19 protein-coding genes are annotated in these 26,653 nt (G+C 41.5%); 14 read left to right on the forward strand and 5 right to left on the reverse strand.

Going from position 1 to position 26,653, the window contains the following annotated elements; all coding sequences use genetic code 11:
- Window positions 1-44 precede the first annotated feature (44 nt).
- From J2X69_RS16360 to J2X69_RS16410, 11 genes are all read left to right on the forward strand, one after another.
- Window positions 45-932: a diacylglycerol kinase family protein gene (locus tag J2X69_RS16360; protein ID WP_310105591.1), complete on the forward strand. Its 888-nt coding sequence runs from the start codon at window positions 45-47 to the stop codon at window positions 930-932.
- A 107-nt stretch (window positions 933-1,039) separates the two neighbouring features.
- Entirely contained in the window at window positions 1,040-1,168 is a 129-nt protein-coding gene (locus tag J2X69_RS16365; RefSeq protein WP_310105594.1) for a hypothetical protein, read from the forward strand.
- A gap of 110 nt (window positions 1,169-1,278) precedes the next feature.
- Window positions 1,279-2,571 carry a sorbosone dehydrogenase family protein gene (locus J2X69_RS16370; protein WP_310105597.1) on the forward strand — a complete coding sequence of 431 codons (1,293 nt, stop codon included), beginning with the start codon at window positions 1,279-1,281 and terminating at the stop codon, window positions 2,569-2,571.
- A 221-nt stretch (window positions 2,572-2,792) separates the two neighbouring features.
- The gene (locus J2X69_RS16375; protein ID WP_310105600.1) at window positions 2,793-3,992 is read left to right on the forward strand and encodes an AI-2E family transporter; all 1,200 of its coding nucleotides are present in this window, start codon (window positions 2,793-2,795) and stop codon (window positions 3,990-3,992) included.
- A 192-nt stretch (window positions 3,993-4,184) separates the two neighbouring features.
- Window positions 4,185-4,586: a hypothetical protein gene (locus tag J2X69_RS16380; RefSeq protein WP_310105603.1), complete on the forward strand. Its 402-nt coding sequence runs from the start codon at window positions 4,185-4,187 to the stop codon at window positions 4,584-4,586.
- Between the two features lie 554 nt (window positions 4,587-5,140).
- Window positions 5,141-7,282, forward strand: coding sequence for a catalase (locus tag J2X69_RS16385; protein WP_310105604.1), 2,142 nt, complete (start codon window positions 5,141-5,143; stop codon window positions 7,280-7,282).
- Between the two features lie 54 nt (window positions 7,283-7,336).
- The gene (locus tag J2X69_RS16390) at window positions 7,337-7,822 is read left to right on the forward strand and encodes a hypothetical protein (RefSeq protein WP_310105607.1); all 486 of its coding nucleotides are present in this window, start codon (window positions 7,337-7,339) and stop codon (window positions 7,820-7,822) included.
- A 71-nt stretch (window positions 7,823-7,893) separates the two neighbouring features.
- Window positions 7,894-9,123: a peptidoglycan DD-metalloendopeptidase family protein gene (locus J2X69_RS16395; RefSeq protein ID WP_310105610.1), complete on the forward strand. Its 1,230-nt coding sequence runs from the start codon at window positions 7,894-7,896 to the stop codon at window positions 9,121-9,123.
- A 202-nt stretch (window positions 9,124-9,325) separates the two neighbouring features.
- Window positions 9,326-9,613, forward strand: a complete 288-nt coding sequence (locus J2X69_RS16400; RefSeq protein ID WP_310105612.1) for a hypothetical protein — start codon at window positions 9,326-9,328, stop codon at window positions 9,611-9,613.
- The gene (locus J2X69_RS16405; protein WP_310105616.1) at window positions 9,613-11,448 is read left to right on the forward strand and encodes a tyrosine/phenylalanine carboxypeptidase domain-containing protein; all 1,836 of its coding nucleotides are present in this window, start codon (window positions 9,613-9,615) and stop codon (window positions 11,446-11,448) included. The genes J2X69_RS16400 and J2X69_RS16405 overlap by 1 nt, the downstream gene beginning before the upstream one ends.
- Before the next feature lie 18 nt (window positions 11,449-11,466).
- On the forward strand, window positions 11,467-12,510 hold the full coding sequence (locus J2X69_RS16410) for an ATP-grasp domain-containing protein (protein WP_310105618.1): 1,044 nt from the start codon (window positions 11,467-11,469) through the stop codon (window positions 12,508-12,510).
- Between the two features lie 129 nt (window positions 12,511-12,639).
- Here the strand turns inward: J2X69_RS16410 and J2X69_RS16415 are convergent, their stop codons facing one another.
- Together J2X69_RS16415 and J2X69_RS16420 are read right to left on the reverse strand one after the other, a co-directional pair.
- Complete coding sequence (locus J2X69_RS16415) at window positions 12,640-13,584, reverse strand: succinylglutamate desuccinylase/aspartoacylase family protein (RefSeq protein ID WP_310105620.1); 945 nt, start codon at window positions 13,582-13,584, stop codon at window positions 12,640-12,642.
- Between the two features lie 498 nt (window positions 13,585-14,082).
- Complete coding sequence (locus tag J2X69_RS16420; RefSeq protein ID WP_310105622.1) at window positions 14,083-14,325, reverse strand: hypothetical protein; 243 nt, start codon at window positions 14,323-14,325, stop codon at window positions 14,083-14,085.
- A gap of 182 nt (window positions 14,326-14,507) precedes the next feature.
- Between J2X69_RS16420 and J2X69_RS16425 the strand changes: the two genes are divergently transcribed.
- Complete coding sequence (locus J2X69_RS16425) at window positions 14,508-16,199, forward strand: GMC family oxidoreductase (RefSeq protein WP_310105625.1); 1,692 nt, start codon at window positions 14,508-14,510, stop codon at window positions 16,197-16,199.
- Between the two features lie 83 nt (window positions 16,200-16,282).
- On the opposite strand, the gene J2X69_RS16430 is transcribed toward J2X69_RS16425, so the two are convergent.
- Window positions 16,283-18,295: an alpha-amylase family glycosyl hydrolase gene (locus J2X69_RS16430; RefSeq protein ID WP_310105628.1), complete on the reverse strand. Its 2,013-nt coding sequence runs from the start codon at window positions 18,293-18,295 to the stop codon at window positions 16,283-16,285.
- 149 nt (window positions 18,296-18,444) lie between these two features.
- Window positions 18,445-18,798 (reverse strand): DUF805 domain-containing protein, encoded by a 354-nt coding sequence (locus tag J2X69_RS16435; RefSeq protein WP_310105629.1) that lies wholly within the window; start codon window positions 18,796-18,798, stop codon window positions 18,445-18,447.
- A gap of 180 nt (window positions 18,799-18,978) precedes the next feature.
- On the opposite strand from J2X69_RS16435, the gene J2X69_RS16440 reads away from it, so the two are divergent.
- Window positions 18,979-22,143 (forward strand): AsmA-like C-terminal region-containing protein, encoded by a 3,165-nt coding sequence (locus tag J2X69_RS16440; RefSeq protein ID WP_310105632.1) that lies wholly within the window; start codon window positions 18,979-18,981, stop codon window positions 22,141-22,143.
- Window positions 22,144-22,635: 492 nt separating this feature from the next.
- Here J2X69_RS16440 and mtaB read toward each other — a convergent pair whose 3' ends face one another.
- Complete coding sequence (mtaB, locus tag J2X69_RS16445) at window positions 22,636-23,955, reverse strand: tRNA (N(6)-L-threonylcarbamoyladenosine(37)-C(2))-methylthiotransferase MtaB (protein ID WP_310105636.1); 1,320 nt, start codon at window positions 23,953-23,955, stop codon at window positions 22,636-22,638.
- Window positions 23,956-24,187: 232 nt separating this feature from the next.
- Here mtaB and J2X69_RS16450 point away from each other — a divergent pair, with 232 nt between their 5' ends.
- Window positions 24,188-26,350 carry a glutamine synthetase III gene (locus tag J2X69_RS16450; protein WP_310105639.1) on the forward strand — a complete coding sequence of 721 codons (2,163 nt, stop codon included), beginning with the start codon at window positions 24,188-24,190 and terminating at the stop codon, window positions 26,348-26,350.
- Window positions 26,351-26,653: the final 303 nt, after the last annotated feature.

Genomic DNA, 26,653 nt, shown 5'->3' on the forward strand with positions numbered 1-26,653 from the left:
TTTAGCATGCAAATAGCAAGCAGGACTTTCATACCACTCCACTCATGAAAATTATATTGGTCTATAACCCGGTCGCAGGAAACGAAGATTTTCCACTTTCCAAGATTACAAAATCGCTTGAAAAGCAAGGGGCAAGTGTGCTTGCGCAAAATTCCAAGGAGGACAACTACGAAATGGTGCTGGATCTAGACTACGATCTAATCCTGATCGCGGGAGGTGATGGTACTGTAGAAAAAAACCTGCTCCAGCTTCGTGACACCAAATACCCAATAGCAATTCTTCCTTTTGGCAATGCAAATAATATTGCAGGCAGTCTGGATTTGACAGATTACTACAAGAAGATTGTGGATCAATTTGAGAAAAAGGACTTTCGGTACCTCAGCCTAGGGAAATATAAGACCAAAGAATCCAAGGGATGGTTTGTAGAAGGGATAGGCTGGGGAATATTTACGGCATTGCTCCTTGAAAAGAGCAGGAATAAAAAAATGAAAAGTGATGAGGAAGATAAAGTGGATTTCGGGATCAAAAACCTGATCAGGTTAGCATCGGAACTTCCTGTGCATGACTATAAAATCAAACTGGATGACGAGGACTACTCAGGTGATTATATCTGGATCGAAATCATGAATACAAAGAGGTTGGGACCGCAGCTTGAATTGGCACCCAATGCTGATCATAGCGATGTTTACCTCGAAGTGATGTTGATCAAAAACCACCAAAAGAAAGAATTGAAAGCCTTTCTAAAGGATCAGAAAAAGGGGATGAAACCAAGTCCTTTTCAAACGATCAAAGCAAAAAAAATCAACATCAGTACACATCTTCCTTTCCATGTGGATGATGAATTGGTTGAACATCAGACACTCTACGAAGGAATTCCCGAAGTGAAAGTATCCTTGACAAAACATCGGTTGAAAATTCTAAAAAACGATTAACCACAACGCTTGGAAAATATGAAATGCCCATGAGAATGGCTTCTCACACTGGGGAATGATTATTTCGAGTCATTCCATGTGACCGTTAAAAAACAAATTATAAACACATGAAATCAATCTGGAATGGCACATTGGGTTTTGGTCTGGTAAATATTCCCATCAAAATGGATTCGACGGATAATCTGCTTCCCTATTTGGGAATTTTTGTTCACACCTTTAAAAGCCTGCGGAGTTAGTTTTATAGGCAATCGCCCTTGAGCATGCTAGAATGCACGAAATTACCTACTTCTATTTTTGGCTGTATGATTGATCTTTTTGTGGCTCGAAAACCAAAGCTATATCAACTATGCAATTAAAAACTACACTGTCGCTCTCACTTTTGGTATCGGCTATGCTGAGCTTTTCTGCCTGCAAAGAAAAAGAAAAAGTTTCCAAAGAGGAAAAAGAGGAAATTTCCCAAGCCAGTCCTGATACAGTACAAACAGCAGTCGGCGAGTTGGTTTTGCCCCCGCCGTATTCCACAGAATCAGTAAGAAACCACAGTAAAGTAGTGGGATGGTCAGGTGGCAAAATGCCTACGGCACCCGCGGGGTTTACGGTCAGCAAATTTGCCGATAATTTGGATAATCCCAGAAACACCCATATAGGACCAAATGGGGACGTTTTCGTGGTGGAAAGTAATACAAAAAGCAGTGCTGACCGCATCACAGTTTTCAGAGATAAGGATAAAGACGGTAAATATGAAACGCGGGAAATTTTCAAAGAGAAATTAAATAGCCCTTATGGAATGCTCATCCTGAACAATTATTTCTATATCGCAAATACAGATGGCTTGTATAGATTTCCATACAAGCCGGGGCAACTAAAATTGGAGGGAGAAGGAGAGAAAATTGTTGATCTACCGGCAGGTGGATATAATAATCATTGGACCAGAAATTTGATTGCAAGTGAAGACGGCAGTAAAATCTACATTTCTGTCGGGTCGGCAAGTAATAACGCAGAATACGGCATGGAAGAGGAACACAGACGGGCGGGTATATTGGAAATAAATCCCGACGGTACAGAAGAAATCATCTATGCCACAGGACTGAGAAATCCCGTGGGAATGTCATGGAATCCTACTACAAAAGAACTGTGGACTGCTGTAAATGAACGGGACGAATTGGGTGACGACTTGGTGCCTGATTACATCACCAGTGTGAAGAAAGGGGGATTCTATGGATGGCCTTATTCCTATTTCGGCCAGATCGAAGATCCGAGAATGAAAGGGCAGGCGCCGGATTTGGTTGAAAAAGCAATTATTCCGGACGTATCGGTGGGAAATCATACCGTATCCTTGGGTTTGACTTTTTATGAGGGCTCCACTTTTCCTGAAAAGTATAAAAATGGGGCGTTTGTAGGACAGCATGGATCTTGGAATAGGAAAAATCTTGCCGGTTATAAGGTGGTATTTGTACCATTCAGCAATGGTAAGCCATCCGGAGAGCCTCAGGACTTTCTCACAGGATTCGTGTCTGATGCAGACAATTCAGAAGTTTTTGGACGTCCGGTGGACGTGACCGTCTTGCCTGATGGTTCTCTTCTAGTGAATGATGACAGTGGGAATACGTTATGGAAAGTAGCGTATAATGGAAATTAGAATAAGCAGATCATCCGCATGAATGCGAGTTCCTGTGATTTCTGTGTTTATCAGTAGTCTGTCTCAGCCGGGAGTGGAGGCAATTAGCATAATTGATAAAAATCGTCAAATCCTTTGCTGCTTTATCTCTTTAGTGGTAAAAAAAACAGATGTGTCTACTAAGGAATTCTATCTATCAGGGAAAATGAGTATGAAATGTAAACTAAGCCTAAGACAGGGAAATGAAATCAAAAGATATTCTTTTAACGGCAGTACTTCTGGTGCTGGGATCCTACTTTTTTATAGTAGGGGCTATAGAAGCAGCCGGCTTTCTCAAGCCTGTAGCGATAGCAATTCTTTTGACTTTGGTCTGTATTCCCCTCTGTAGGAAACTAGAAAGCTGGAGGCTCTCGCGGGGGATTTCGGCATTTCTTTGTGTGATGCTAAGTCTGATGGTTTTTATCTCGTTTTTTGTCATCATATCAGTTCAGGTGTCAAATATTTCGGAACGATGGCCGGAAGTGAAAAGTAAGCTACAGCCCAAATTAGAAGAAGTTCAGCAAGCTATTGCAGATAAAACAGGGCTTGACTTTCGACAACAGTTCGAAATGTTCTATCCTTTGGAAAATGCCGGAGAGAATACGGAATCCGAGCTCAAAACTCCGGCAACAGCCGAAAATGCAGGGCAGTCTTCATCTCCATTATCCTCTCCTGAAGAATTAGTGTCTAATGCCTCAGTAGAGATTGGGGCGATAGTCAGAAGCTTTTTTAACTTTCTGGGAAGTGCCGCAATTACGTTGGTTTACCTGTTTTTTATGCTTTTATACAGGAATAAAGTAAAACGTTCGATATTGAAATTTTTCAGTATTGACAATAGGAAAGAAGCTGAGGGAGTTATGAGTCATTCCATAGGACTGGCTCTGAATTTCGTAGTAGGAAGATTTACGCTGATTGCTTTTTTGGCAATTATTTACAGTATAGGTTTGTCCATCTCCGGAATCGAAAATGCCGTCCTAATCAGTATGATAGCAGCTTTATTATCATTGATACCATATATCGGAAATATCATTGGCTATGGGCTGTCTCTTATTATGGCGGTCTTTTCAGGAGCTGAGATATGGGGTTTGATTGGAGTGACTGTTACATTTGGTATTGCGCAGTTTATAGAAAGTTACATACTTGAACCCTATATAGTCGGTAGTAAAGTTAAAATCAATCCTTTGGTTACTATAGTGATAGTTGTTTTAGGCGGGGCAATTTGGGGAGTAGCGGGAATGATATTGAGTATTCCTATTGCAGGAATCGCTAAAATTGTTTTTGATGCGACCCCGGCACTTAGATCGCTTGGCTATGCCTTGGGTGAAGAGGATAGTGAAGGTGCGGATGAGCAAAACTTTCTTAGCCGATGGGGAGAGAAACTGTGGGATAAAATCCGCAAATAGAGCTGGGCTGTACCTCAGGAATCGAGCGTATAATTCCCCAAATCGTGGAAAATCAGACTTTTTTTCAGTTATGATCTTTAATGTGAATAACCTGAAAACACCATATCAGGCCGTAATAGCAGAAAATAAATACTTGGGGTGAATTTTGTTCTTGCATGGATTATCAACCTATTCAATTAAACTAACCATTTTATGAAAAATCAACTAGCAGTATTGGCAATAGCATTATCATCTGTAATGATATCCTGCAACGACAGGAAAGAATACGGCAGCGTGACCGAAGATGATATTATAGAAGTAGATGAATCAACAGACGTAAATGCGAAGAAAAAGGCAGGTGCCGACACAAGTATGAGGCAGACAGACGGTAGAAATATTCCTGTAATTATCAGTACTACAGACTCCATTGAATTGCCTCAGGAATTGCGTACAGTTATTGAGAATATCGATGAAATTCATCCGGACAGTATTCTCGTCAAAAGAAGATTTGTAGAAAACAACATCACTTATTACGAGTTGGAATTCAGAATGAATGAGGGGCCTAATGAGACGTTCACATTTGATGAAGAAGGCAAACGGAAATCTTTGGATTAATTAATATGTATATCCGCTTTTCTACCGGTAAGGAAGCAAAAGCGACATAAGATTTGGTAATCCCGATAGTCATCGGGACAATGAGGCTACTTCGGCCTGCCTACCGGCAAAGGCAGGTCATCCGTCATCGCCTGTCCGACGTGGCGGAGTCTTCCAGCCAATAAAGCAAGGAAAATATGGCTACTGGCATCATTGCGGATAATCGTATTAATCAATATGTCAATTGAATTTTATCCTCATGATGAGGAATTTTTGAATCATTTTTCCCAAAGCACAAGTACATCGGGAGATGAATATTGAAAATCCTATTTTTTCATACAGTAAGCTTGTCATAAGTCATATCGGGCTTATCCATGTAGGCGAAAGGTAGATGATAATAGGCTTGTAGGAGTTAATAAGCCATTCTTGCTTTATTGTGGCTAGGCACTTTAGGGAATCTGAACACAATCTCCTTGATGCCGAAGTTTTAATTTGATTAAGGTTTGTGGACGTTGATCCCGTGCTTGGAATGTTTTTGGAGGATTGGTCTTGAAAACCACTTAACACAAACTAATATGGCTGAAAAAGATAAGACCCCAAAAAAGCCCGATAATCCCAAAATCGATGACCTCTACATGAATACAGAGGATGGAAGTACGGAGGCGATGACTACCAATCAAGGATTAAAAATAAATGATGATCAGAATTCTCTTCTGGCAGGAGAGCGGGGTCCGACGTTGATGGAAGATTTTCATTTTCGGGAGAAAATGACCCACTTCGATCATGAGCGGATTCCTGAGCGTATTGTCCATGCTAGAGGAGCGGGAGCTCATGGGTATTTTGAATCCTATGGAGATCTGTCACAATATACCAAAGCAGGCTTTCTTAGCGAAAAAGGTAAGAGAACGCCTGTTTTTACAAGATTCAGTACTGTTGCCGGATTTAAAGGCTCCTCTGACTTGGCAAGGGATGTGAGAGGGTTTGCTGTGAAATTTTATACCGAGGAAGGGAATTATGACTTGGTAGGAAATAATATGCCGGTCTTTTTTATTCAGGACGCCATGAAATTTCCTGATTTAATCCATGCAGTGAAACCGGAACAACATAATGAAATCCCGCAGGCGGCTTCGGCTCACGATACATTTTGGGATTTTATATCATTGATGCCGGAGAGCATGCATATGATCATGTGGGCAATGAGCGATCGTGCACTGCCTAGAAGCTACAGTATGATGGAAGGATTTGGTGTGCATACTTTCCGCTTTGTGAATGAAAGAAATGAATCATTTTTCGTGAAGTTCCACTGGAAGCCATTGGCAGGAACCCATTCCGTTACTTGGGATGAGGCTCAAAAAATATCAGGACAGGATCCTGATTTCCACCGAAGGGATCTTTGGAATGCTATCGAAAACGGGAATTATCCTGAATGGGAATTAGGAGTGCAGATAGTGCCGGAGGAGGACGAGCATAAATTTGATTTTGACCTGTTGGATGCAACCAAAATCATCCCCGAAGAACTTGTTCCTGTAAAGCTGATCGGAAAAATGGTGCTGGATACAAACCCAACAAACTTTTTTGCAGAGACAGAGCAGATTGCTTTTCATCCCGGACATCTGGTACCGGGAATTGATTTTACCAATGATCCTCTACTACAAGGAAGACTATTCTCTTATACAGATACACAACTTTCGCGATTGGGAGGACCCAATTTCAACGAGATTCCAATCAATCGGCCGATTTCACCTATGCACAATAACCAAAGAGGTGGACTCATGCGACAGACCATCAATAAGGGGCAAACTAGCTATCACCCGAATAATTTAGGAGGAGGATGTCCTTTTCAGGCAAAAATGTCAGATGGAGGTTTTGTGTCACATCACGAGAAAATCGATGGACATAAAATACGTAAAAGAAGCTCCAGTTTCATGGATCATTTCAGTCAAGCCAAACTCTTCTTCGAAAGCCAGACAAAAATAGAGCAAGAGCATATTATCTCCGCACTTCGATTTGAGCTCGGAAAGGTGGAGAGTGAAGATATCAGAGAGCGCATGGTAGGTATGCTAACCTATATTGATGGAGACTTGGCAAAGGAGGTCGCTGAAGGACTGGGAATCAATCCGATCACCAAACCAAAGGAACCTCTAAATCACAGTTTCCCCGCAGATGCCGATCTAAAAGATTATCAGCCTACTAAAGTCAGTCGATCTGTGGAAAAATCTCCTGCATTAAGTCTTATGGCTAGGCCGGGCAAAGGAATCAAAGGCAGGATGATCGCAGTCCTGGCGACTGACGGTGTGGACGCAGACTCGTTGGGACATTACAAAAGTGCACTCAAAAAAGAGGGGGCAGAAGCCAAAATAATCAGTTCACATGCTGGGTCGATCGCAGATTCTAATGGAGATGCCATCAAGGTGGATCATAGCCTGCTGACAACTTCTTCTGTGCTGTTTGATGCTGTTTTTGTCCCAGGAGGATCCAAGAGCATAAAAACACTGCATAAAAACCCGGATGCAATCCGATTTGTGGATGAAGCATATAAGCATTTCAAGGTTATCACTATCAACGGTGATGCAGAGAAATTGTGGGATATGACCTACGCTTCAAAAAATGCCAACCCAAAAGGAGTCTTGTTTGACCAAGATGCATCAGCATTTATCGAAGCTGTCTCCAAACATAGGGTTTGGGAACGGGATGATGCTACGAGAATTCCAGTTTAATTATCAGCGGGCAATTTTATGAGATGATTTTGCCCGCATAATTTCTAATCTATCATGGACATAAAACATTTTCTTATTACGATTTTTTCCGGAGTGGTAGGTGCCATTGCCATGACGATAATCATGTACCTGTATTCATCTCTTAGCCCGTCTTTTACCAAGGTGATCCATATATTGGGTAATATGCTTGTGGGAGAGCGAAATTACTACACTCCTGGCAGAAATGCCCTGATTGCCGGTACTATTACCCATGTTGGCGTAGGTGTGTTTTTTTCATTTTCGTATTTTCTACTGTGGAATTGGGGTGTTTTCGAAATTTCTCTACAGGACTCTATTCTTATAGGAGCCATAAGTGGAGCGGTGGCAATCCTCGTCTGGAAGGGCTATCTCAGCGTTCATTCAAATCCTCCAAAGTTCTCCCAGCTTCATTACTTTCTGGCCCTGTTTTTAGCTCATATAGTCTTCGCAGTAGTCAGTGTGAATGTATTGCAGATGATCTCAGATAATCCTGAGCTATGGTATGAGCAACTTTCGCAATGAGAAATTCGAAATCAAAATTCGCCCTTTGTGCCATACTGAGCATTCTTATTTGTTCTTGCCACAATCAGTCTGTGCGATTATTTAAATCCAGCTCAGCCAGAACTCAATATGTAAATAAACTTGAGAGCTCAGGAATCAGCTCCAACAAAATTGGCGAACAGTGGATAAACTCAGCCAATGAAGCGATACTGAATGCTCCCCAGCTAGAAGTTCCCATTGCCATTCAGGGGAGTTTTATTTCTAAAACTATAGCAGCCGAAGCTTGGAAAATCCAGTTAGAACAGGGCGCTTCTATCGATATTATAGTTCATTGGCAGGCTAGTGACAGTAGTGAATTAATAGTGGACCTATTGGAAGGTCCGGACTGGAAGGAATTGAAGTCCTATTCTGCTCAGAATGATTCACTGAAATTCGAAGCCGGGAAGACTGGTTATTATGTGATTCGGATTCAGCCGGAGCTGCTTGGGCAGGGAAACTTTCAGTTAAGGATTAACGGTACCGCCACCTATTCGGTTTTTCCTGTGGAGGGAAAGGACAGCAGGGCGATTCAAAGCGTTTGGGGTGATGTGCGTGATGGTGGCCAAAGAGCCCATGAGGGAGTTGATATTTTTGCAGCGCGGGGCACGCCCGTTCTCGCTCCTGTGGGAGGGGTGGTAACTGCTGTACGTGACCGTGGATTGGGAGGAAAGCAAGTCTGGCTGAGGGATAGTAAGCGTAACTGGAACCTGTATTTTGCCCATTTGGACAGTCAGCTGGTCAGGAATCTGCAACGGGTAAATCTGGGAGATACACTGGGACTGGTGGGAAATACGGGCAATGCAATCACTACGGCTCCACATTTACACTTTGGCATCTATCAGAGTGGTGCCATCAATCCCTTTCCGGCAATTAAGAATGATTTTATAGCTGCTCCAAAACTTTCAGATCAGCAGTTACCTCCTGTCATGAAGGTGAATGTATCTCAAGCAAATTTGAGAAACGGTCCAAGCACTAAGTCAGTTGTGATATCTAAATTGAAGGTGGATATGCCTGTTTTCATCAAGGCAGCGACAGCGGACTGGTTTCAGATTGAAACTATAGATGGAACGATCGGTTTTTTGTACAAAAACCTACTTTCTCCTATAGATTCTACAGCCATGGAAGAAAAATCAACCTATGTTTTAAGCAATTACTCAACCTTTTCGACTTCGGATAGCTTATGGGTGAAACTGGAGCAGTTTAGCAAGATCGGGACGACTGAAGGTGGGATGGCCATAATTGTAGATAAGGATGGCAATGTGCTTTACCTTCCCTCATTGTAAAAATATAGCAGGAGGGCTGCCCATTTTGGGAACATTTCTGCTCATCTATCCAGCATGTGGTAAAGTAAGAGTTCCTTAGATATTTTTTTGAATAGGGAGAAAACGGGGCTATCATCTTTCTCACGGTAATTTGATTTTTTTTAAGAGTTTTTTCTGTGGAAGGGCATCCATGTTGCCTTAATCTAGAGAAAAAGCTATGCAAATGAATAAGCAGGAAAATTCGAAAAACTTAAAGGAGAAGTCAACCGAAGAACTCGTCAAGGAAGCTAAAGTAACCAAGGAAGATCTGGAAGCTTTAGGATCAAAGGAGGAAAATCTACGGGATGATGACGGGGATGATGAACAGCTTATTGAGAGAAATCAAAAAGTTGATTTTACGGGAGATGATCTGGATGTTCCCGGAAGCGAATTGGATGATGAGCAGGAAGAGATTGGTTCCGAGGACGAGGAAAATAATTTTTACAGTAACGCAGACGAAGAGGAAAAGTAATGATCGATAAAAAGACAAAAGAAGCACTTACAGAAGCTCTGAAAACAGGGGAAGTACTCAGTCTTTCGCTCGGAGGTAAAAGCCTGATAAGGATAGAGCGGAGACTGCCTTTTCTTTTGGTCTATCGTGAAGAAAAACAGGATCACTTTAAAATTTCCCGCCTGATAAAAGCCGAGTCATCTTATCTCGTCACGGATGCTACTACAGATTTCAATTCTGATATTGCGATTCTAGTCAAGGAATTGACCAAGGAACTGTCCGAGGAATATGGCTCTGTGATGGTACTGGAGGTATGGATCGGAAAGGAGGGCAGTAAATCTTTTGTCCTCAAAACTGCCAAAGACAAAGCACCAAATACAGTCAAGGCATTTCAAGACGGATTGGAGACCTTTTGCAAGTCGCATCAAGAGTTGACAGTTCGGGTGGAAAAGGATACAATACGCCATCCTGCCCATTTAGAAGATTTTCTGACCTTAAAGCAATGCCAGGAAGCCGGGATTTATTTGATGGGACTCGAGATTCCACCATTCTTTCAGGATCAGGATAAAAAGGAGTTTTTTTACATGATTTTTAAGGACTTTAAGCATGCTTTTTCTAAGATCCTACGAAAGGCAGTTTATGAGTTTCTTCGGGTTCAGACTTCGTTTGATATTCCCAATTATCAGCGCCTAGGGACAATGCAGGTGGACGAAAAAGTTTGGGAAATAGATAGGCAGCTCTCTGATATTGAAGCCAAATACCAGTTTTTGCTGCTGATTTCTCCTATAAATACAATGCAGGCCAAGGAAGAGTTTGTGGCAAATAATCATCGGAAAAACCCCAAGTTCCTGTACCGCAACCTTCCCATAGACCCAGACCGTCTGAAGGAGGATTTATTCAGAATAGATATTAGGAGTATAGAAGATCCTACGCTTTCATTTCTCTATACAGAGAAACGCGAGGAACTAGAAAAACAAATCACCATGCTTAAAGAGCGGGGTACCAAGAATTTCATGTATAGTAGTATCCGATTGTACAGTTCACCGGGAGTTGCGCTCTATGAGACGGCCAGAAATTTACTTGAGAGTCTTTCTCCCGACAATTTTGAGGAGATAGAATGGGTAGATTCATATGATATGGCTAAGTTTTGTGTGGAAGAAATAGACCGGTACAGGTTGATCTATCCTGAACTCAATTCCAAAGTGGAAGTCAAAAATGACATCGTAGGGATGCTTGTATCCAAGGGCCAGTTGTATATAGGTTCCAGTTTTAAAGTTTCGAAGCAGCGAATCAAAGCATTGGTTCATCATGAAATCGGTACCCATGTTCTCACATTTTACAATGGTAAAATGCAGCCCTTTGGACAGATGAGCAGCGGATTTGCCGATTACGATGAGCTGCAGGAAGGGCTGGCAGTATTGGCAGAATATCTAGTTGGGGGACTTACCAAAAATAGGCTTAGGACGCTGGCTGCACGGGTAATTGCAGGCAGGTCAGTTACTGAAGGGATGATGTTCGAAGAAACTTACCATCTGCTTATTGATGGTTACAATGAATTTCCTGAACAGGCTTTTCAGATTACAGCTAGAGCGTACCAAGGTGGTGGCTGCACCAAAGATATAATTTATCTCAGGGGGTTGATCAAATTGGTAGATTACCTGCAAAACGGAGGGGATTTAGAGCCATTGTATGTTGGTAAAATCGGTTTCAAACATATTCCCTTAATTCAGGAATTACGCATTCGGGACATCATCAAACCTTCTCCTCTCACCCCAAGTTTTTTGCAAACTGATACCGCCAAATCACGCCTGAAAAAGTTAAAGGAAGGACTATCCTTACCCGAACTGGTCAACTAACCACTAACTGCTACTAAAATGAAAATTGGATTTGTAGTAAATCAACTAGAAACAGAGACCGGAGAATACAGTACTACACTCCTGTCATCTGCTGCAATTCGCAGAGAGCATGATGTTTACATTATCAGTGTGGGTCAGCTCTGCTATCTCGAAAACGGTAAAATGGGCGCTATTGCCGTCAAAGCTCCGACCACGAAATTCAGAAGTTTGGAAAAGTATATTGAGGCAATCCGCAGTCCCAAATCTGAGAGAATCCATATCTCCACGGATGATTTGGATGTACTTTTTCTGAGAAATGATCCTTGTGAAGAATTTGGCGAGCGTGCTTGGGCTCAGACAGCGGGAATGGTTTTTGGTCAGATAGCCGTGGCAAATGGTGTGCTTGTAGTGAACGATCCGTATTCACTGATGTCTTCTTTTAACAAAATGTATTTTCAGCATTTCCCGGAAAGTGTGCGCCCCCGCACCATCATCAGTCGTGATGTGGGTGAGATCAGGGAATTTTACATAAAAGAAAAAAAGAAAATAATACTCAAACCACTGCAGGGCTCGGGAGGGAAAGATGTTTTCTTGGTCGATAATGACAAAAACCTCAATCAGATGGTGGAGACGATCAATCGATATGGATTTGTGATCGCTCAGGAATACCTGCCTGCTGCCAAAAACGGCGATATTCGTGTGATCATGATGAATGGTAGAATCCTTGAGGTAAAAGGGAAATACGCGGCGGTCAACCGGGTAAACGGCAATGATATTCGGAGTAATCTACATACAGGTGGTACTGCGGTTCATGCAGAAATTACTGAAGATGTACGAAAGCTTTGCGGGATTATCGGACCAAAATTGATTCAAGATGGAATGTTTCTGGCAGGGATAGATATAGTAGGCGATAAAATAATGGAATTGAATCTGGATAGTCCCGGGGCAATTAATGCGATGCATGACCTCCAGGGCGTAGATTTTGGCTCTGCAATAATTGACGCGCTGGAGCGGAAAGTAACTTATCAAAAATACTATGACGGAGCTCTGCCGAATACCTTTCTGGCCACTTTGAATTTGTAATCAAAAGCCCTATGAATTCTTAAAAGGAAAAGCTAATCGAGTCTTTTCCTTTTTTAATCTTGATTCTGGAAGGGTACTCACATGGTTTGAGGAAGAAATTTGGATCGGATTTAAGCGGTGCAGGTTCCTTTATGCCTGCTTCACTATAAAAAAACCGTCAGAGCCTTGAGTTTGGTATAAAGGCAGAAATACTCTCCCTTGGGCACGGGATACAATCGTCTCTCCATCCAATGTGGCCAAACGCTGGCCTTGATTAATCTTCGTGAAATTAGCGTATCCCGGATCCATTCTGAAATAATGGTCTTCACTGATTTCCTGTCTGTAAATCACCTCAAAATTCTCATTGGTCGGAGAGGCATTGTCCAGTAGTTGATAGTAATCTTCATAAGGAATGGCTGATTTTTCCAGCATTCCCGCATTCACTAAAACCATCCAGATTGCAGCTTCGTGATAGTCTGCCGACTTGGGGTCATCATGCTGTCCAGCCTCCATGGTGAACCCGATGTGACCCTTGAGGGTTTGATAGTGATCGAAGTGTCCCGGGATGTATTTTTCTATCCCTTTCACCACAGGCAGGGGCATCTGTTTTGCAAAATCGAAGCTGCTTTCGCTGCAATTTACACTGATATACGGTGCCGTATTAGAAGAAGTAGTGTGTAAATCCATAAAGTGAAAAGCTCTATTATGGGCTTCATTTTCGAGTTTCTCTATGATCAACATCAATTCTCTAAACTCTGAAGCTTCATGGAAATCCGGTAATTCCCCTGATTTCAACTGCTGTTCATTCGCCAATGTACAGACTCTGTTAAGATCCTGGTCGATCAGGCGAACGCCCTTTTTCAGCGCAACAATATTTCCCGCCACGCCTACGATTTTGCCTTTCAAAGAAGGTTTGACCTTTCGGAGTTTTCTGAACACCCGCTGTATGGCAAGTACACCACTTGGCTCATTTCCGTGTATTCCTCCGCTTAGCAGCAAATAGGGGCCGGGACTTTGGTTGCCGGGTTCTGTGGGGTATTCTCCGATCACTCGTGTAAGATTTTCCTTGTCTAGTAGTTCGCTGTTCGTTTCCATGTGTCTATAATTTGCTTTTTTATTGGCCAGCGCGATTAGTCAGGGTAGGCTGTGGAATCCCTCCCTAAAGGCGGCAGGCAGGTTGCATTTCTGATAATTATCCCGCTGCATGATTAACTAATCCGGGTGTTATTAAAAATTATTCAAATTTGATACCATGGGAAATGAATGTGATCAACTGGCAAAAAAGTCCTTTTGACGTGATTAGAGGCAGATTAATTGAGGTAATTCCATTTCTATTTGCCAGAAGAAAAAATCAAGCAAACTAATTGGGAGCAATTTTCCTCAATATGAGGCCGTGAAAAATTTGATTGTAAAAATCTTTTTCATCTGTTTATATTTTGATTTTTAATGGTCAGATAGCCTGTCCCGAACTTGATTCGGGAGAATCTCGCCAGGCGAATAATCATCCCTCCGTGTGTCGTCTTCGATATGCTCGATTTCTCTGTTCTTTTGCCTTGACGCAAAAGAACCCCGCTGCTTCGGGCAGGCAAAAAGTCAAGACGCCAGCAAAGCTTCGCCCCTCAGTCCAGACGCATGACTCGATGCTGCGTCACCCCTCCCCGCCCTAAAAACGAGCGATCCTGCTGATGCGGTGCCTGCATTTCCCTGCCTTATAGAGATATGGGTTTTGGACTGTTTGGGAGCGGGAAAATAAAGGATGTACCCTCTTTTGTCTTCCATTATGCAATAGCTATTATAAGCCTCGGTCGCAGAAGTATTGTGGTTTAATTGCTTCAAAATCAGCCTGATTTTCTTATGATTATAGCTTTTCAGATTTTGACCCGGAAAGACTATTACGGAACTTAATACATAACCCAGGCTTTATTGTCGCCCATCACTTTGGAGGAGTGAAAAGAATTTATCAGACACTTCATGGAAATTTTGGCAAAAGTATTAGAGGAAATCAATAGATTCCGCTTATGAAATCAAATCGATTTGATGCTATAGTAATAGGTTCCGGAATCAGCGGAGGATGGGCTGCCAAAGAGCTTTGTGAGAAAGGGATGAAAACTTTGGTGTTGGAAAGAGGACGAGATGTCCAGCATTTGAAAGATTACCCTACCATGACTTCTGCACCTTGGGAGATGGAGCATAGAAATCAAATTCCAAGAGCTGATAAACTTGAGAATCCTGTAGTCAATAAATGTTATGCTTATAAGGAAGATACCCAACATTTCTTTGTCAAAGATTCGGAGCACCCTTATGTTCAGGAGAAGCCATTTGACTGGGTTAGGGGGTATCAGGTAGGCGGTAAGTCTTTGATTTGGGCTAGACAGACTCAGCGCTGGAGTAAGTATGATTTCGAAGGACCTGACAGGGATGGTTTTGCTGTTGATTGGCCTATTAGATACGAAGACATAGCTCCATGGTATAGCCATGTTGAGCGTTTTGTTGGAGTAAGCGGTAGCTATGAAGGTTTGGAAACGCTACCTGATGGAGAGTTTTTGAAAGCCTGGGAGATGAATTGTGTGGAGGAGGCTATCCAAAAGCGGATTAAAGCTGCTTATACGGATCGTGATGTAATTATAGGGCGCTGTGCACACTTGACTTCTCCGAAAAAAGTGCATTTGGATCAGGGACGGGGACAATGTATGGCACGCCACCAATGCTATCGTGGGTGTCCATTTGGTGCATATTTCAGTTCGAATTCTTCTACTTTACCTGCTGCGGCAAAGACAGGAAATCTAACTTTAAGACCGGATTCGGTGGTACACTCCTTAATTTATGATGAGACTAAGGAGAAGGTGACCGGTGTGCAAATAGTAGATAGGATATCAAAAGAGACGAGCGAGTATTTTGCACCTGTAATCTTTATCAACGCTGCAGCCTTAAACTCTAATTTGATTTTACTGAACAGCACTTCAAATCGATTTCCTCAAGGACTTGGAAATGATTCAGGTGTGTTGGGAAAGTATATAGCATTTCATAATTACCGTGGGGTGGTCAATGCAAATTATGAGGGCTTTGAAGACAAATACTATTATGGTAGAAGGCCTACCGCTGTGATGATGCCCAATTTCCGAAATGTAAAAAAGCAGGAAATGGACTTTATGCGTGGATATATGACTTTTTATTCTGCGGGGAGGTCAGGTTTTGGACATTCACCGGATATGCCTTTCGGAGCCGGATTCAAGGAGAAAAATTCAAAACCGGGGCCGTGGTCTGTCTATATGATGATGCAGGGGGAGACTATCCCAAAAGAAACCAACTGGGTGACATTGAGCCCTGACCGTAAAGATGAATGGGGAATTCCTTTGCTTCAAATCGACGTGAGCTATGATGAGAATGATGAGAAAATTCTAAGGGATTTTCACGGACAGGGGGAAGAAATGCTGTCTAAAGCCGGTTGTGTAAATATCCGAAGCGGGGATTCCAAACAAGCTCCCGGCCTCGATATTCATGAGATGGGAGGTGTGAGAATGGGCAGAGATCCCAAGACTTCCTTGCTTAATGGATTCAATCAGTTACATGCCGCCCCCAATGTCTTTGTGACTGACGGAGCTTGTATGACTTCTACCGGCACTCAAAATCCTTCTATTACTTACATGGCTTTGACGGCTAGAGCGGTAAATTATGCTGTAAGTGAAATGAAAAAGGGAAACCTGAAATAGTAGATTTTCTAATGCCTAATTCAGGTTGAACTTCTTTTGTTTGATGACAGCCTGTTTTTTTCTAAGTGTACAGGAAATGAGGGTTAGATTCTATCCAGTACTAAGACAGTACGGTTGGGTACATATAATTTGATGCACCGGTGCTCATCCGTAGGATAATTTATTGCTTGATCCAGACGCTCGAAACCGCTGAATTCTTTCTGATCGGAGTCCAACAGGATCTTGTATTCTCCTGATTCTTTCACATGAATAGGCAATCCAAAAAACGATTCCGTGGGATGAAAAGAGAATACAAAAACCAATCCCGCTCTTTCATACGCCAAGATTTTTTTGTCAGGATCAAGATGAAGTTGTGCAGCCGGTGCAGAAGCTAGTAGCCGGTACTCATTTGCCAGCTTGATAATAGCTTTGTCCCAAGCACCCAACTGACCATATCGTAACAAAGGATCATCTACCAGAGACCACTGCCTACGTGCGTGCTGATAGCTCCAGTCATTCCCTTCTCTGGGAAAATCCACCCAATCAGGGTGGCCAAATTCATTTCCGATAAAATTCAAATAGCCTTCACCTCCCAATGTGAGCGTGATCAATCGGATCAGTTTATGAAGGGCAATTCCGCGATCTACAATGAGGTTTTGCTGAAGCAATGACATGGAGAAATACATCTCCTTGTCCATCAGCCGAAATGCAAGTGTCTGATCACCGACTAAAGCCTGGTCGTGACTCTCGGCATAGCCTATGGATCGCTCTGCTGCCGGTCTATTGGTCAGCTGATGCCAGAGATCAAACATATCCCATTCCTCATCCTGTTTATGCTTGAGCGTTTTGATCCAAAAATCCGGAACTCCCATTGCCATCCGGAAGTCAAATCCTATTCCTCCATCTTCTATCGGTCTGGCTAGTCCGGGCATGCCGCTCATATCTTCGGCAATAGATATGCTTTGGGGTTTGAAGGTATGAATGAGGGTATTCGCAAGTTGTAGATATAAAATCGCGTCTTCATCCACATTTGCATCAAAATACAAATCCACTGAGTCAAAATCCATGAATAGCCCGTGATGTGTATACATAATAGAAGTCACTCCATCGAAGCGAAATCCATCAAAATGGAATTCTTCCAACCAATAACGGATATTGGAAAGCAAAAACTGTTGCACTTCCCGCTTGGCATAATCGAAAACCTTGGAATCCCAAGCTTCATGATAGCCCTTGTCTCCGGGATGGAAATACTGGTGATCGCTCCCGTCAAACTCATTCAGTCCTTCATTGATGTTTTTGATCGCATGGGAGTGTACAATATCCATGACTACTGCGATTCCCATTTCGTGTGCTTTATTGATCAAAGACTTCAGCTCTTCGGGTGTGCCAAATCTCGATGTGGGAGCAAAGAAATTAGAAACATGATAACCGAATGATCCATAGTAAGGATGTTCCATCACAGCCATCAGTTGGATGGTGTTATATCCGGCAGCTTGGATTCTGGGAAGGGTGAGTTCTTCAAATTCTTTGTAGGTGCCAACGCCAAATTTTTCCTGAGCCATTCCGATATGGCACTCATAGATTAGCGGCTGGTTGAGACTTTGCCGGGTGGTAAAGGAATTGTCTGTCCATTTGAAATCCTCCTCCTCAAACCACAGTTGACCCGCTACATCGTGAGTGTTTTCGTCCTGAATGACTCTTCTTATGTAGGCTGGAATTCTGTCCAATGCGCCATTTTCGGCGATGACATGGACTTTTACTTTGCTGCCATGTACAAACCTGTCCTTGTATTGCTCAAAAGGGAAAAATATCTCCCAATCTCCACGGGATGTCCTTTTCATAGGATGCGAGTTTCGGTCCCAATCATTGAACTCACCACAGAAATAGAGTTGTTTGGCGGCAGGTGCCCATTCTCTGTATACCCAGCCATTTCTCCACGGTTCAAAATGAATTCCGTAATAGTTATGGATTGAGGCATATTCGAGAATGTTTCCACAGAAATCATCGATTTCTCGAATAGCTTCCTGAAAACGATCAAATCTTCTACGGATTTGCGGTTCGTATTGAGCAAGCCAAGGTTCTTGCCGAACCAAAGCGATTTTTTGTGAATCTTCCACCTGTTTTTTTTAGCTGATTTGAATTTAGAAAAATGATGGGGATTATTCCCGAAACTTTTGAGTTTCCCATCTATACTTACCCGTAATAACAGAAAAGCGTTGAGAAAAATATGTTTTCTCAACGCTTTAGTCCATAAGTTCAAGACATTCTAAAAGAGATCTGTTTTTCTGGGACTTGGTCCGTATTGGTTTTCTCCATCTTGCCCTTTTTGTGCGGCCAGCCAGATAAATCCTATGAAATTGATCGGTGGAGGGATCAATAAATAAAGTGCATATTTCCAATCCAGACCTATGTCGTGAAGTCTTTTGATCGCTTGGACCAGCAAAATACAGATGGATGCGATAAGTGCTACTCCCGCACCATAGAAAATCGCCCACGATTGCGTTTGGAAACTATCCCAAATCAACATCAGGCATAAAATATTGATGAAATAAAATATGATAAACATTACCAGATACATTCTTCTGGTAATTCGTCCTTCCGGTTTGAATAAAGAGTACATACTATATCAACGGTCTGAATAAAAAGTTGTTTAATTACTTGGTGGAAAATTTTATTCCGTTTGATGTTTTTTCTGTGTATCTGCAGTTTTGGCACTTCTACATTTCCTTTGTTGTGAAGCAGTATTAATTGTTTACTCATTTACATTAATTTTGAAGTTAAAAGCGTTTACTAAATGCAAATGAAGAGAAAAAGAGGGCTGTATATTTTCTTATTTTTACTAATTCCCACACTGGTGTTTTTCACGTCGGTTTGGGTCGTTTATAGCAATCAGAAGGAGTTGATAAATAATGTTTTAACTGCTATAAATAAAGAATTTGTAGGCGAGATTACTATAGAAGATTCGTACATATCTCCTTTTGAAAATTTCCCATACATCTCCATTGATATAAAGGGGATAAATTTTTTTGATTCCAAAGCCAAAGAAAATAAACCGATCTATGAAGCAGCGGATTTCTACATAGGTTTCAATGTTTGGGATATCATAAAAGGAAACTATCAAGTTAAAAAACTGAAAATCTCTGGCGGTCATTTGGATATCATCAAATTCGAAAACGGAGATATCAATTTGTTATTGGCCAAAGGAATTAAGGCTGATGATGAAGAAGTGGATGAAGAGGAGGCTGAATTTGCTTTTGATTTGTCAGGTATAGAAATAGAGGGATTTGACATCACTTACTCAGATGTTTCAAACAACCAGGATTTGGTATTCCGAATTGATCAGTTGTTGTCGGATTTCAGCTTGAAAGATGGGCATGTTTTTATTGATATAGTTTCTGATTTGATTTTTGATTTGGATCAAGATGGTGAAAACACATTTTTCGCTGATAAAAAAGTGCATTTGGATCTTGAACTGGATTATTTCGAAGAGTTGCAAAAGTTGCTGATCTCACCTTCCAGGGTGAGAGTGGAAGATGCAGTTCTTGGTTTGGCGGGTCAGGTTACGGTAGTGGACGAGGGATTGGATCTAGAATTGAATCTAAATGGTGAAAAACCTGATTTTAATATTTTTGCGGCATTCTTGCCTAATGATGCGGCTCAAATGCTGAAGAGGTACAAAAATGAAGGGGAAGTGTATTTTTCCGGATCTGTAAGAGGAATAGCGGGTAATGGACAAAGTCCGGCAATCTCTGTGGAATTCGGGGCTGACAATGCTTATTTCCTCAATTCAGGAATTCAAAAGAAAGTAGATGAATTGAGGTTTATAGGCTTTTATACCAATGGAAAAGAGAGAAATCTCCGTACCTCGGAAATACAGCTTCAAAACTTCTATGCCCGGCCAGATGAAGGTGTTTTTCAGGGGAGATTGATCATTAGAAACTTTGAAGACCCCAATGTGAAAATCAACGTGAATGCTGATTTGGATTTAGGATTTTTGAGTGATTTTTTCGAGATAGAAGGACTTCAGGGAATAGAAGGCCAAGTTCTATTGGCTATGGATTTTGATGAGTTGGTAGATATGGAACTTACAACTTCCTCTATATCAGCTGTGGAAGGAAGCCTTCAAAGTGAGCTGACATTGAAAAACCTCAGTATTCAGATTCCTGATTATGATCTTCCTATAAGAAATGCCAATGGGTATGCATATATGAAGAAAGGAAAGGTAGTATTGGATTCATTGAGTTTTCAGATAGGTGAATCGGATTTTGCCTTTTCAGGTGAATTGAGCGATTTCCCAGCCTTGCTACATGGCTATAATCTACCGGTAGCGGCGAAAATAAATGCAAAATCCACTTTTTTAAATTTAAAGGAATTGATTCCTTCTGATTCGGACACTACCGGTATCGATGAAGAAATTTCGGATTTTCAGATCAGATTGGCTTTTGAGACGAATGGGAAAGAATTATATGAATATAACTACTTGCCAAAAGGCGAATTTTTTATTGAGGATTTCGATGCAAAGTTGAAAAACTACCCCCATCTGCTTCATGATTTTCATGCGGATGTTTACATTCGGGATGAGTTTTTGGAAGTGAAGGACTTTAAAGGGGAGATTGATGAAAGCGACTTCCTCTTCACCGGCAAAGTCTTTAATTATAAGAAATGGTTTCAGGACAAAAAAGTTGGTGACAGTAGTTTTGATTTCAAACTTATGTCAAATCAAATCAAACTCAATGACCTGTTGAGTTACAATGGTGTCAATTACCTTCCTGAAGATTACAGCAATGAGGTGATCTCTAATCTGAATCTAAAAGGCAAAGTTGATTTACATTATCAAGGGAACTTTCAGTCAGCTGATCTTTACTTGGAGGATTTGGATGGGAAAATGAAAATCCATCCATTGAAGTTGGAAGATTTTGCGGGTAGGATACATTATGAAGAAGAGTACCTTACGATGTATGATTTTCGGGGAAGGATGGGCGCATCTGACTTTACAATTCAACTTGGATATTTTTTGGGTAACGGAGATTCTGTCGCAAATTCAACTGAAAAGACGAATTATTTTCATTTACAATCCCGGGAAATGGATTTGGATGAGTTGCTGGGTTTTGAAAGTATGGAAGTGGATACAAATCACCAGGAAGCATTCAATGTTTTCCAACTGCCATTTTCTAAAATGGAGTTTACCGCTGATATCAGGAAGCTGAACTACCATACCTTCTGGTTGGAGGATATAGTCGCAAAGGCAAGGACTAACGAAGCTCATTATTTGTATCTGGATACCCTTGGTTTTGGGATTGCGGATGGGTCACTTGGAGTGAAGGGATACTTCAATGGTTCGAATCCGGAGGAAATCTACTTTAGCAGTGAGATGAATGCGAGTAAATTAGATTTGGACAAGCTTTTGATCAAATTCGAAAACTTTGGACAGGATTACCTGATCAATGAGAATCTACATGGTAAAGTGAGTGGGAAGATTACAAGTAAATTCTTGGTCTACCCGGATTTGACTCCGATTATAGATAAGTCTGAAGCAACAATGGATATGACTGTTTACCAAGGGAGTTTGGTGAATTTTGCCCCATTGGATGCCATGGCCGGTTATTTTTCGGATAGGAATTTAAAAAATGTGCGGTTTGATACCTTGAGCAATACTTTTGAGCTTAAAGGAGGGGTACTCACTATTCCAAAAATGAATATCAACTCAAGTTTGGGCTATATAGAACTTTCAGGCAGACAGAGCCTCGATCTGAAAATGGACTATTTCATCAGAGTTCCTTTAGCTATGGTGACACAAGTAGGCTTTAGGGCCCTTTTTGGAGGGAAAAATAAGAATGAAGTCGATCCTGATCAAGAGGATGCAATCGTCTATAGAGATGGGGATAAAAGAGTGCGATTTGTCAATATAAATATGAAGGGCACACCGGACGATTATAAGATCAGTCTCAAGAAAGACGGGAAGTAGGAGAGGTAGAGTCAAGAATCAAGACATAAGTATCAAGATAGTGAAGTCTAGAAGATAGAGGCAAGAACCAAGCCTGCTTACTGGAGATAGGGATCTAGAAAGAAGAGTCTAGAGACAAGAATGCGGGAATTTAAGGAGTACATGTTTGAGGGCTTCGGCCGGCAGGCCGTTTCTATGTTGTTAGACAAATATTCCTCTCGGTCCTCAGGTGGACAGTTCGGACTGAATGGGGCAATTGCCATCAACTAATTAAATGGTTGGAAAAATGCCATAGGCATGTCCGATATGGGCTAATATCAATCCATTTATAGATTTATTATTTTGCAATGAACATTTATGGTGCTGAATAGGTATCGCCAATGCCCGATGGGACTGAAAAGGAATGATTCTGATGATAATTCCGTAGACCTACCGGCAGGGATCTACGGCCATCCTACTGGGTTAGCAAAGAGAATTCAGCTACTGGCATCATTGCGAATAATCGTAATAGTCTTAATGCTTCTCGTACACCATCTCAGGTTCCCGCACTTCTACGTTCCCTTTGTCATTGATCTGATCAAGGGTGACAGTTTTCAGTTCATTGATCAGCATAGGATCGTACTTGGCGGCCACGCGTATGTAATTCTCAGTGAATCCATGGATTTTACCATCTTCTACATCTTCTTCAAATAGTACAGTGAAGGTTTTTCCAAGGTTCTCTGTGTAGAATTTTCTTCTTTTTTTCTCCGAGAGAATTCGGAGCATTTTGGAGCGCTCATTCCTCTTTTTCATAGGAACGACCTCATCCATCTCAGCAGCCCGGGTATTTGCCCGTTCCGAATAGGTAAATACATGTAGGTATGAAATATCCAGTTCATTCAGGAAATTGTAAGTTTCCAGGAAGAGCTCATCTGTCTCACCGGGAAAGCCTACGATCACATCGACACCGATGCAGGCGTGCGGCATCAGCGTTTTGATCTTTGTCACTCTGTCCACATACAGCTCACGAAGATATCTTCTGCCCATTTTCCTCAATATGGTATTTGAGCCGGATTGTAGAGGAACATGAAAGTGCGGCACAAATCTCTTTGATTGGGCAGCAAAGCTGATGATCTCATTGGTGAGCAAATTGGGCTCGATAGATGAAATTCTCAGCCGATTGATTCCTTCTACTTCGTCCAGTGCGTAAACCAAGTCAGCAAATCGCTCATTTCTTTTACCATCCACTATACCGAAGTCACCGATATTCACTCCTGTCAATACAATTTCTTTGACATCTGTTGCAGCGATTTCTCGGGCAGACTGAAGTACACTTTCTATGGTATTGCTTCGGCTTTTACCTCTTGCAAGGGGAATGGTACAAAAGGCGCATCCGTAATTGCAGCCATCCTGAACTTTCAGGAAAGTTCGTGTTCGGTCATTAATAGAGTATGCATTACTAAAGACAGTTGCTTCTTGAATCTCGGAAGCCAGAACTTTTGTTTCTTGGGCTTTGGCAAAATCATCCAAGAGTTCTATCAATCGAAATTTCTCTGCTGCACCCAGAACGGCGTCAACACCTTCTATTTCTGATATTTCGGTTGGTTTTAATTGAGCGTAGCATCCTATTATGGTGACATAGGAATTTGGGGATATTTTTTTCGCCTCTTTTACGATCTTCTTACACTTTTTGTCAGCATTTTCGGTGACTGAACAAGTGTTGATTATGAAAATATCGGGATTCTCCTGAAAATCGACTTTTAAGTAACCCTTTTCTTCAAATTGGCGACTGATAGTGGAGGTTTCAGAGAAATTTAGCTTACATCCTAAGGTATAAAAGGCTACTTTTTTCACAATTACGCTTCTGACAATGAGTTTGCAAAGGTAATTAATCTTCTCTTGTTTTCAATTCTCCAATTTTCTATCTGAATTCAATGGAATTTCCCGAAAACGGTGCCTTTTTACCATGATTTATTGAAAAAAGTGTAATTTTTTTGAAAAATTAGGTCAAAAAGGAGTCAAAAGCATTTTCGAATACATATTTTTCTATTTTTGTGAGTATAATTTTAAACCACATATTGTAGAAATGGCAACACTCAGACAACAGGCCCTAGCAATGGTGCAAACAAGACAGCGCGTAACTGTAAAAGCACCATCCAACAAAATCTCGGACTTCTTTGGTACCAACACTTTTGGCACAGCCCAAATGAAAGTGTCTTTGGCTCCTTCAGCTTTCAAGAGAGTTATGGAAGCTATCGACAAAGGAACCAAGATTGATAGTTCCACTGCCGAAGAAGTAGCTTCTGCAGTAAAAACTTGGGCTTTGTCCAAAGGCGTTACACATTATACACATTGGTTCCAGCCTCTTACAGGCTCTACTGCCGAGAAGCATGATTCGTTTTTCGATGCTTTGGGCGGTTTGGAGAAATTTAAGGGAAGCGCACTTGTTCAGCAGGAACCGGATGCATCTTCTTTCCCGAATGGCGGCATACGCTCTACTTTTGAAGCGAGAGGTTACACGGCATGGGATCCTACTTCCCCAATCTTCATCTTCGAAAATACACTTTGTATTCCTACCATATTTGTGTCGTACACCGGCGAGGCGTTGGATTACAAGACTCCATTGTTGAAATCAATTGAAGCTATCAACGAAGCTGCAGTAGCGATTTGTCAATTGTTTGATAGAAATGTAAGAAAAGTACAGCCTTCTCTAGGTGTAGAGCAGGAATATTTTGTGATCGACAAGGCGCTTTTTGCTGCAAGACCTGATTTGGTAATGGGAGGCAGAACTGTCTTCGGACATAGCCCTGCCAGAGGCCAGCAATTGGATGACCACTATTTTGGATCTATTCCTACCAGGATAAAAGACTTCATGGTTGACTTCGAAAATGAAGCATTGAAGTTGGGTATCCCTGTTATGACGAGACATAATGAAGTTGCTCCGGGACAATTTGAAGTTGCTCCTTTGTTTGAAGAAATCAATAAGGCTACTGATCACAACCAATTATTGATGGATGTGATGGAGAAAGTCGCTGAAAGACATGACCTAAAAGTACTTCTTCATGAGAAACCATTTGCCAATGTAAACGGTAGCGGAAAGCATAACAACTGGTCATTGATTACTGATACAGGAGTCAACCTTTTCCAGCCAAGCAATTCTGCAAGAGAAAATCTTCAGTTCCTTACTTTCTTGGTGGCAACTGTAAAAGCTGTGTATGATCATTCAGATCTACTGAGAGCAAGTATTGCTTCTGCCGGCAATGATCACCGTCTTGGCGCAAACGAAGCTCCTCCGGCAATTATTTCCGTATTCTTGGGTGCTACCCTTACGGAGGTTCTGAATGAACTGGAGAAAAACGGCAACATCAAAATCGAGAAGGGTGACAACATGTATATGAAATTGGGTATCTCCAAGATTCCTGAAATCATCCTTGACAATACGGATAGAAACAGAACTTCTCCTTTTGCTTTCACAGGCAACAAATTCGAATTCCGTGCAGTAGGTTCTCAGGCTAATGTGGCTGGTCCGATGACTGTATTGAACGTGATCGTTGCGGATGTATTGGCAGAAATGGCCAAAGACATCGAGAAAGAAATGACTGCGGGTAAAGAGAAGAAAATTGCAATCGTGAATGTATTGAGAAAATACATCAAGGATAGTAAGAAAGTAAGATTCGAAGGTGATGGCTACTCTGAAGAGTGGGCTAAAGAAGCTGAGAAAAGAGGCTTGTCCAACTTGAAGTCTACGCCAGGGGCATTGGACGTGTATGCGGCCAAAGCTACCAAAGAGCTTTTCGAAAGACATAATGTAATGAACGGTGTGGAAGTTCACGCCCGACATGAAATCATGCTTGAGAACTTCATGAAGAAAATTCAGATCGAAGGCCGTGTAATGGGAGATTTGGCATTGAATCATATAATTCCAACAGCTATTCTTTACCAGAACAAGATCATTCAGAATGCCAATGGATTGAAAGGACTTGGATTGGATCATACAGCTGCTGTAGAGACGATCAAAGAAGTTTCCAAACATATCGAATCGCTGAAGGCTAATATCACTGCAATGGTAGAAGCACGTAAGAAGCTCAACAAAGAAACGGATATCGTAAAAATGGCCAAAGGATATCAGACTGATGTCAAAGAAGCCTATTTTGATAAAATCCGTTATGCTGTAGATAAATTAGAGCTTTTGGTTGACGATGAGTCATGGCCACTAGTGAAATACAGAGAAATGCTTTTTCTTAGATAAGTTTTTCTATATGTGATAATGCAAGCCGTCCCGAAAGGGACGGCTTTTTTTTGTGTCTTATTTTAATACATGGTTAATAAAACCAAAACATTCATTCAAGATAACTATGTCTTAGTTATATGTTATAGAGCAGTCCTTAGTTCTTTACCCTCAATATATTCTTTAAAAAAAAAATATTGAATCGATTGGTTCAGGTAAATTTATCCATAAAAACCTTTACATCTTCAAAAGATATTGGATAATATATGGAAAAACAGTAAAATGAGTTTCTTTTTGAGGTACTTATCAAAAAAAATATGAGAA

The sequence above is a fragment of the Algoriphagus sp. 4150 genome (genome assembly GCF_031457395.1).
Taxonomy (GTDB): domain Bacteria; phylum Bacteroidota; class Bacteroidia; order Cytophagales; family Cyclobacteriaceae; genus Algoriphagus.

Excerpts from the sequence above, each read along its gene's own strand:
- J2X69_RS16360 (WP_310105591.1), top strand. The coding sequence starts at position 45 with ATGAAAATTATATTGGTCTATAACCCGGTCGCAGGAAACGAAGATTTT.
- J2X69_RS16365 (WP_310105594.1), top strand. The coding sequence starts at position 1,040 with ATGAAATCAATCTGGAATGGCACATTGGGTTTTGGTCTGGTAAATATT.
- J2X69_RS16370 (WP_310105597.1), top strand. The coding sequence starts at position 1,279 with ATGCAATTAAAAACTACACTGTCGCTCTCACTTTTGGTATCGGCTATG.
- J2X69_RS16375 (WP_310105600.1), top strand. The coding sequence starts at position 2,793 with ATGAAATCAAAAGATATTCTTTTAACGGCAGTACTTCTGGTGCTGGGA.
- J2X69_RS16380 (WP_310105603.1), top strand. The coding sequence starts at position 4,185 with ATGAAAAATCAACTAGCAGTATTGGCAATAGCATTATCATCTGTAATG.
- J2X69_RS16385 (WP_310105604.1), top strand. The coding sequence starts at position 5,141 with ATGGCTGAAAAAGATAAGACCCCAAAAAAGCCCGATAATCCCAAAATC.
- J2X69_RS16390 (WP_310105607.1), top strand. The coding sequence starts at position 7,337 with ATGGACATAAAACATTTTCTTATTACGATTTTTTCCGGAGTGGTAGGT.
- J2X69_RS16400 (WP_310105612.1), top strand. The coding sequence starts at position 9,326 with ATGAATAAGCAGGAAAATTCGAAAAACTTAAAGGAGAAGTCAACCGAA.
- J2X69_RS16405 (WP_310105616.1), top strand. The coding sequence starts at position 9,613 with ATGATCGATAAAAAGACAAAAGAAGCACTTACAGAAGCTCTGAAAACA.
- J2X69_RS16410 (WP_310105618.1), top strand. The coding sequence starts at position 11,467 with ATGAAAATTGGATTTGTAGTAAATCAACTAGAAACAGAGACCGGAGAA.
- J2X69_RS16415 (WP_310105620.1), bottom strand. The coding sequence starts at position 13,584 with ATGGAAACGAACAGCGAACTACTAGACAAGGAAAATCTTACACGAGTG.
- J2X69_RS16425 (WP_310105625.1), top strand. The coding sequence starts at position 14,508 with ATGAAATCAAATCGATTTGATGCTATAGTAATAGGTTCCGGAATCAGC.
- J2X69_RS16435 (WP_310105629.1), bottom strand. The coding sequence starts at position 18,798 with ATGTACTCTTTATTCAAACCGGAAGGACGAATTACCAGAAGAATGTAT.
- J2X69_RS16440 (WP_310105632.1), top strand. The coding sequence starts at position 18,979 with ATGAAGAGAAAAAGAGGGCTGTATATTTTCTTATTTTTACTAATTCCC.
- J2X69_RS16450 (WP_310105639.1), top strand. The coding sequence starts at position 24,188 with ATGGCAACACTCAGACAACAGGCCCTAGCAATGGTGCAAACAAGACAG.